The organism is Streptomyces sp. NPDC007264, assembly GCF_042869095.1.
GTDB lineage: Bacteria > Actinomycetota > Actinomycetes > Streptomycetales > Streptomycetaceae > Streptomyces.
Genome location: NZ_JBIAFD010000007.1, coordinates 419,305 through 425,771, shown reverse-complemented (window position 1 = coordinate 425,771; position 6,467 = coordinate 419,305). Strand labels below are relative to the sequence as shown.

7 protein-coding genes are annotated in these 6,467 nt (G+C 70.6%); 2 read left to right on the top strand and 5 right to left on the bottom strand.

Annotated features, from left to right (window positions below):
* Positions 1–163 precede the first annotated feature (163 nt).
* The 3 genes from ACFYMU_RS15360 to thyX all read right to left on the bottom strand — a co-directional run bounded on the left by ACFYMU_RS15360 (position 164) and on the right by thyX (position 3,828).
* On the bottom strand, positions 164–1,849 hold the full coding sequence (locus tag ACFYMU_RS15360; RefSeq protein WP_388372891.1) for a ribonuclease J: 1,686 nt from the start codon (positions 1,847–1,849) through the stop codon (positions 164–166).
* 127 nt (positions 1,850–1,976) lie between these two features.
* Positions 1,977–2,876, bottom strand: coding sequence for a 4-hydroxy-tetrahydrodipicolinate synthase (dapA, locus tag ACFYMU_RS15355; protein WP_388372889.1), 900 nt, complete (start codon positions 2,874–2,876; stop codon positions 1,977–1,979).
* 211 nt (positions 2,877–3,087) lie between these two features.
* A complete protein-coding gene (gene thyX, locus ACFYMU_RS15350) occupies positions 3,088–3,828 on the bottom strand; it encodes an FAD-dependent thymidylate synthase (protein ID WP_388372887.1) in 741 nt (246 codons plus the stop codon).
* Between the two features lie 244 nt (positions 3,829–4,072).
* Here thyX and ACFYMU_RS15345 point away from each other — a divergent pair, with 244 nt between their 5' ends.
* Both ACFYMU_RS15345 and ACFYMU_RS15340 read left to right on the top strand, forming a co-directional pair.
* A complete protein-coding gene (locus tag ACFYMU_RS15345) occupies positions 4,073–4,309 on the top strand; it encodes a hypothetical protein (RefSeq protein WP_388372885.1) in 237 nt (78 codons plus the stop codon).
* Between the two features lie 142 nt (positions 4,310–4,451).
* Positions 4,452–5,009: a PH domain-containing protein gene (locus ACFYMU_RS15340; protein WP_388372883.1), complete on the top strand. Its 558-nt coding sequence runs from the start codon at positions 4,452–4,454 to the stop codon at positions 5,007–5,009.
* A gap of 227 nt (positions 5,010–5,236) precedes the next feature.
* Here the strand turns inward: ACFYMU_RS15340 and ACFYMU_RS15335 are convergent, their stop codons facing one another.
* A complete protein-coding gene (locus ACFYMU_RS15335; protein WP_388372881.1) occupies positions 5,237–5,689 on the bottom strand; it encodes a hypothetical protein in 453 nt (150 codons plus the stop codon).
* A 5-nt stretch (positions 5,690–5,694) separates the two neighbouring features.
* Positions 5,695–6,447, bottom strand: a complete 753-nt coding sequence (gene dapB / locus ACFYMU_RS15330; protein ID WP_388372879.1) for a 4-hydroxy-tetrahydrodipicolinate reductase — start codon at positions 6,445–6,447, stop codon at positions 5,695–5,697.
* Positions 6,448–6,467 lie beyond the last annotated feature (20 nt).

Here is a 6,467-nt window from a genome sequence, read left to right as displayed (position 1 = left end):
TTTTTTTGTTGTTTCCCCCCCCCCGCGGGGGGCCCCCCCACCCACGGCGCCGCCGCGGGGGGGCGCGGGCGGCTTTAATAATTTCAGGCGGGGGGGGGGGCCCCCCCCACCCCCCCCCCCCCCCCCCGCTGCGAGTTCACCCGCGCCACGTCGTGACGGAGGGTCAGACCTCCACGACCACGGGCAGGATCATCGGCCTGCGCCGGTAGGTGTCCGAGACCCACTTGCCCAGGGTCCGGCGCACCAGCTGCTGCAGCTGGTGGGGCTCCACGACCCCGTCCTGTGCCGAGCGTTCGAGCACCTCCGTGATCCTCGGGATCACTCCGTTGAAGGCCGAGTCCTCGATACCCGAACCCCGGGCGTGGACGTGGGGACCTCCCGTGATCTTGCCGGTCGACGAGTCCATCACCACGAAGACCGAGATGATGCCCTCGTCCCCGAGGATCTTGCGGTCCTTGAGCGCCGGCTCGCCGACGCCGCCGACGGAGAGGCCGTCGACGTACACGTAGCCCGCCTGGACCTTGCCGGAGATCCTCGCCTTGCCCTCGACGAGGTCGACGGCGATGCCGTCCTCGGCGATGACGATCCGGTCGTGCGGCACACCCGTCAGCGCGCCCAGCTCGGCGTTCGCCCTCAGGTGGCGCCACTCGCCGTGGACCGGCATCAGGTTCTTCGGTCGGCAGATGTTGTAGAAGTACAGCAGCTCCCCCGCGGACGCGTGGCCCGAGACGTGCACCTTGGCGTTGCCCTTGTGCACGACGTTCGCGCCCCAGCGGGTGAGGCCGTTGATCACGCGGTACACCGCGTTCTCGTTGCCGGGGATGAGCGACGACGCGAGGATCACGGTGTCGCCCTCGACGATGCGGATCTGGTGGTCCCGGTTCGCCATCCTCGACAGTGCGGCCATCGGCTCGCCCTGTGAGCCCGTGCACACCAGGACGACCTCGCTGTCCGGCAGGTCGTCGAGGGTCTTGACGTCCACCACCAGTCCCGGCGCCACCTTCAGGTAGCCCAGGTCCCGTGCGATGCCCATGTTGCGGACCATGGAGCGGCCGACGAAGGCGACCCGGCGGCCGTACTCGTGCGCCGCGTCGAGAATCTGCTGGATGCGGTGGACGTGGCTGGCGAAGCTCGCCACGATGATCCGCTTGCGGGCGCCCGCGAAGACCTGCCGCAGCACGTTGGAGATGTCGCGTTCGTGCGGGGTGAAGCCCGGGACCTCGGCGTTGGTGGAATCGGCGAGGAGGAGGTCGATGCCTTCCTCGCTCAGCCGTGCGAACGCATGCAGGTCCGTCAGACGGTTGTCCAGCGGCAGCTGGTCCATCTTGAAGTCGCCCGTGTGGACCGCCATGCCGGCCGGGGTGCGGATGGCGACCGCGAGAGCGTCCGGAATGGAGTGGTTGACCGCGACGAACTCGCAGTCGAAGGGGCCGATGCGCTCGCGCCGGCCCTCGGCGACCTCGAGCGCGTACGGGCGGATACGGTGCTCCTGGAGCTTCGCCTCGATCAGGGCGAGGGTCAGCTTGGAGCCGATCAGCGGGATGTCGGGCTTCTCCCGCAGCAGGTAGGGGACACCGCCGATGTGGTCCTCGTGGCCGTGCGTGAGGACGATGCCCTCGATGTCGTCCAGGCGGCCGCGGATGGACGAGAAGTCCGGCAGGATCAGGTCGATTCCGGGCTGCTCCTCTTCGGGGAAGAGCACTCCGCAGTCGACGATCAGCAGGCGGCCCCCGTACTCGAAGACGGTCATGTTCCGGCCGATTTCCCCGAGGCCGCCGAGCGGGGTGACCCTCAGACCGCCTTCGGGGAGCTTCGGCGGCGGGCCGAGTTCAGGATGCGGATGACTCAAAAGACTCTCCTGACCATGCGCGCCACGTACCTGTAGGGCACGTGGCGCGCATGACGTTCGTGCAAAAGCAGTTGTCGGTGTGGGGTGCAGGCGCGTGTGCCCTGCGTATTCAGTTGTGAAGTCCGTGTCAGAGCTGTACCCCGCCGGCGGCAAGATCGATCTTGAGCTGGGCGGTCTCGTCGTCCGTGAGCCCGACCATGGGCAGCCGCAGCGGTCCGGCGGGCAGGCCCTGGAGGCCGAGCGCCGCCTTGGTGGTCATGACGCCCTGGGTGCGGAACATGCCGGTGAAGACCGGGAGCAGCTTCTGGTGGATCTCCAGTGCCTTCTGGATGTCACCGCTCCCATAGGCGTCGGCCATGGCGCGCAGCTCGGGCGTGACGACGTGGCCGACGACCGAGACGAAGCCGACCGCGCCCACGGAGAGCAACGGCAGGTTGAGCATGTCGTCGCCGGAGTACCAGGCGAGGCCCGATCGCACGATGGCCCAGCTGGCGCGGCCGAGGTCGCCCTTGGCGTCCTTGTTGGCGACGATCCGCGGGTGCTCGGCGAGCCGGACGATGGTCTCCGTGTTGATCGGCACGCCGCTGCGGCCCGGGATGTCGTAGAGCATGACCGGCAGGTCGGTGGCGTCGGCGATGGCCTTGAAGTGCCGGTACAGGCCCTCCTGAGGGGGCTTGTTGTAGTACGGCGTGACGGTCAGCAGGCCGTGCGCTCCGGTCTTCTGCGCCGCGCGCGCCAGCTCGACGCTGTGGCGGGTGTCGTTCGTGCTGACCCCGGCCACCACGTGGGCGCGGTCGCCGACGGCTTCCAGGACGGCTCGTACAAGATCCGATTTCTCCGCGTCGCTGGTGGTGGGGGACTCGCCGGTGGTGCCGTTGATGATCAGGCCGTCGTTGCCTGCGTCCACCAGATGGGTGGCGAGCCGCTGCGCGCCGTCGAGGTCGAGTGCGCCGTCCGCCGTGAAGGGCGTGACCATGGCGGTGAGAATCCGCCCGAAGGGGATCTGCGGAGTGGAGATCGGAGCCATGGGTAACACGCTACTCGCTGCTCCGGGCGGGGTCCTCCCTCGGGGCGCGGGAAAAGTCCGGACAAAGGGGGAACCCGGCACTGCCTGCTCGGGGGTTCAAGCAGTGCCGGGTCCGTTTGATCAGGCTAGATGAACTTCTCGAAATGCCGCAATACGGACACTTCACTCGGTGGATCCGCACATCCGTGCTCGGCCGGGGTGCCGACGGGCGCTACGGGGCCACACGCCCGTTGGCGTTGAAGGCGGCGTGGGTGAGCGGCATGAGCCGGGCCCACTCGGCCTCCATCCTCTCGCCCACCATCTCGATCTCCCGCTGCGGGAAGGAGGGCACCCTGGCCAGCTCGTGCTGGGTTCGCAGGCCGAGGAAGTGCATCAGCGAGCGGGCGTTGCAGGTGGCGTACATCGAGGAGAACAGGCCCACCGGCAGGACCGAACGGGCGACCTCGCGGGCGATGCCGGCCGCGAGCATCTCCTGGTAGCGCTCGTACGCCTGGAGGTACGACTCCTGCATCGAGCGCTGCACGATCTCGTGCTGCGCGTCGGTGCCCGACACGAACTCGTACTTGCCCGGGCGCCCCTGCTGGACGAGCCTCCGGTCCTCCCCGGGGATGTAGAAGACCGGCTGGAGCTCGCGGTACCTGCCCGACTCCTCGTTGTAGGACCAGCCCACACGGTGCCTCATGAACTCGCGGAAGACGAAGATCGGGGCGCTGACGAAGAACGTCATCGAGTTGTGCTCGAAGGGGCTGCCGTGCCGGTCCCGCATCAGGTAGTTGATCAGGCCCTTGGAGCGCTCGGGGTCCTTGGTCAGCTCCTCCAGGGACTGCTCGCCGGCGGTGGAGACGCGGGCGGCCCACAGGACGTCGGAGTCGGCCGCGCTGTGCTTGACCAGCTCGACGGTGACGTCGCTGCGGAAGCTGGGCTTGAGGTCGTCGGCGGGGGTGTCGGTCACGGCGGAGAGGGTCCTTCCCATCACAAGCTCGGGCGGCGCCCACTCTACGGCCCGGCACCGACAACGGGGCGATCGGTGCCGGGCCGCGACATTCGTCGGCGAACTTCTGCGAAATCGGTGAAAGGGGGCACCTTTTGCGATTTCCGCGCGTCTGAGTGGACGACGGCCGTCTGTTCGCATCGCCGTTCCGGCCGTACACCGGCCGCACACCGGTCCCACGCCCCCCGAAGGAGAAGCGCTCCCCATGTCCCGTCGGCGCGAGCCCGTACCGTTCGCCTTCCTCACCGAAGCCGACTCGTTCCGCAGCAATGTCGCTCCCCCGCCCCGCCGGCGCCCGTCCGCCGGTGAGACCGCCGGGCGGTGGCTGCTGGGGCTCACCGTCGTCGCGGGGCTCGTGGGCGCCCTCGTGATCGGCCTGCCCTCCATGGCACACCAGTCGCCCGCGGCGACACGGCCCCCCGTGGCCTCGCACGGGCGCTGAGGCGCCCCGCAGCCGGGCCGACGACGGAGACCGGCCCCCTCGGCGTCCGTCGGTACCCCCTTGGACCCCCGAGGGTGGTGACCGGGGACGCGGCTCGATAGCCTCACCGGGCACAGCCCCATGGACCGAGTGAGGATCAGTCGTGCCCCTGCCCTTCCTGACGGCCGACCGTGCTTCCGACCCGGCAGCGGACTATCTCCCGTTGCCCCACGACGACCGCGACCGCTGGCGGCGCCCCTACCGCCCCGGCCCCTGGCGGGTGGGCGCGGCCGCACTGTGGCTGCTCCTCGCCTCCTACGTGCTCTTCGCGGCCGTCATCATCGCGCTCACGGGCACGCCGTCCGGAGCCGGCGCGGTCCTCGGCATCGCCCTCGTGGTGATCGCCTGCGCCCTGCGGCTGCTGCGCATGGGGGTCTGGGTCAGCGCGCGCGGGCTGCGCCGCGTGGGCTTCTTCGGCACGCGTACGGCGCCCTGGGAGCAGGTCGTCTCGGTGCGGACGGTGCAGCAGCCGGTGCGCTGGCTCGGGCTGCCGCGCACGGTGCAGGGCCAGGCCCTGGTTCTGGTGCGCAGGGGCCGTTCCTCCGAGGAGCCGCCACCGCTGCTGACCACGCACGGTGCCGACTTCCTGGCCCGTCCGCACGCCTTCGACCGCGCCGCGGACACGGTCGAGGCGTGGGCGGCGGAGTACCGCAAGAGCTGACCCGTCCGGCGGGAGGGGCGGGACACCGAGGCCACCGGGAGGGGCCGGAGTGCGGACGGCCCGCCCGAGCGCCCCGTACCGCCCGCGGCCCCCGCGCCGTCCGTCCGTGGTCCCCGCGTGGTCCGCGGGCCACGCCGTCCGCGGCCTCGTGCTGCCGCGGCGTCCACGGACCAGGTGCCCGGTCCTTACGACTCCTTACGACTCCTTACGACCTGGTCCGCCACCGGTCATGCCTCGGCCGTCCTGCCGTCGTGCAGGGCGATCGCCCGCTGCATCGCCTTGCGGGCGCGAGGCGTGTCGCGGGCGTCGTGGTAGGCGATCGCCAGCCGGAACCAGCTGCGCCAGTCGTCCGGGGCCGCCTCCGTCTCCGCCTTGCGCCTGGCGAACACCTCGTCGGCCGAGTCGCGGTCGATCCGGCCGCTCGGGGTGCGCCGCAGCTCGTCGGCGGGCAGGCCGCCCTCTGCGTCCAGCTCGGCGGCGAGGCGGTTGGCCTTGCGCACGAACTGGGTGTTCTTCCAGAGGAACCAGACGCCGATGACCGGCAGGATCAGCACCGCGACGCCGAAGGCGACGGTGACCGGCGTGCCGTTCTGGATCAGGAACACGCCGCGGCTGCCGACCAGGACGAAGTAGACGACAAGGACGGCGGCCGTGACGGCGTAGGAGATCTTCGCGCGCATGGTGACTACTTCAGGTCGAGGAAGTGTTCGAGGCCGAAGGTGAGGCCGGGGGTGGTCACGATGCGGCGGACGCCGAGCAGGACGCCCGGCATGAAGCTGCTGTGGTGCAGCGAGTCGTGGCGGATGGTGAGGGTCTCCCCCTCGCCCCCGAGGAGCACCTCCTGGTGGGCGAGCAGACCGCGCAGGCGGACCGCGTGCACCGGGACGCCGTCGACGTCCGCGCCGCGGGCGCCGTCCAGGGCCGTCACCGTGGCATCGGGCTGCGGGGCGCTGCCCGCCCGCTCCCGGGCGGCGGCGATGAGCTGGGCGGTGCGCGTGGCGGTGCCGCTGGGGGCGTCCGCCTTGTTCGGGTGGTGCAGCTCGATGACCTCGACGGACTCGAAGTACGGTGCGGCCGCCTCGGCGAACTTCATGGTCAGCACGGCGCCGATGGAGAAGTTCGGGGCGATCAGCACGCCCGTCTCCGGGGACTGCGCCAGCAGGCCCTTCAGCTGCGCGAGGCGTGCCTCCGTCCAGCCGGTCGTGCCGACCACGGCGTGGATGCCGTGCCGTACGCAGAAGTCGAGGTTGCCCATCACGGAGGCCGGGGTGGTCAGCTCGACCGCCACCCGGGCGCCGGTCTCGACGAGTGTCTCCAGCTTGTCGCCGCTGCCGAGGGCGGCCACCAGTTCCATGTCCTCGGCGGCTTCCACCGCTCGTACCGCCTCCGAGCCGATCCGGCCCTTGGCGCCGAGGACCGCCACACGCAGCTTGCTCATGTCGTTGATTCCTTGGTCGT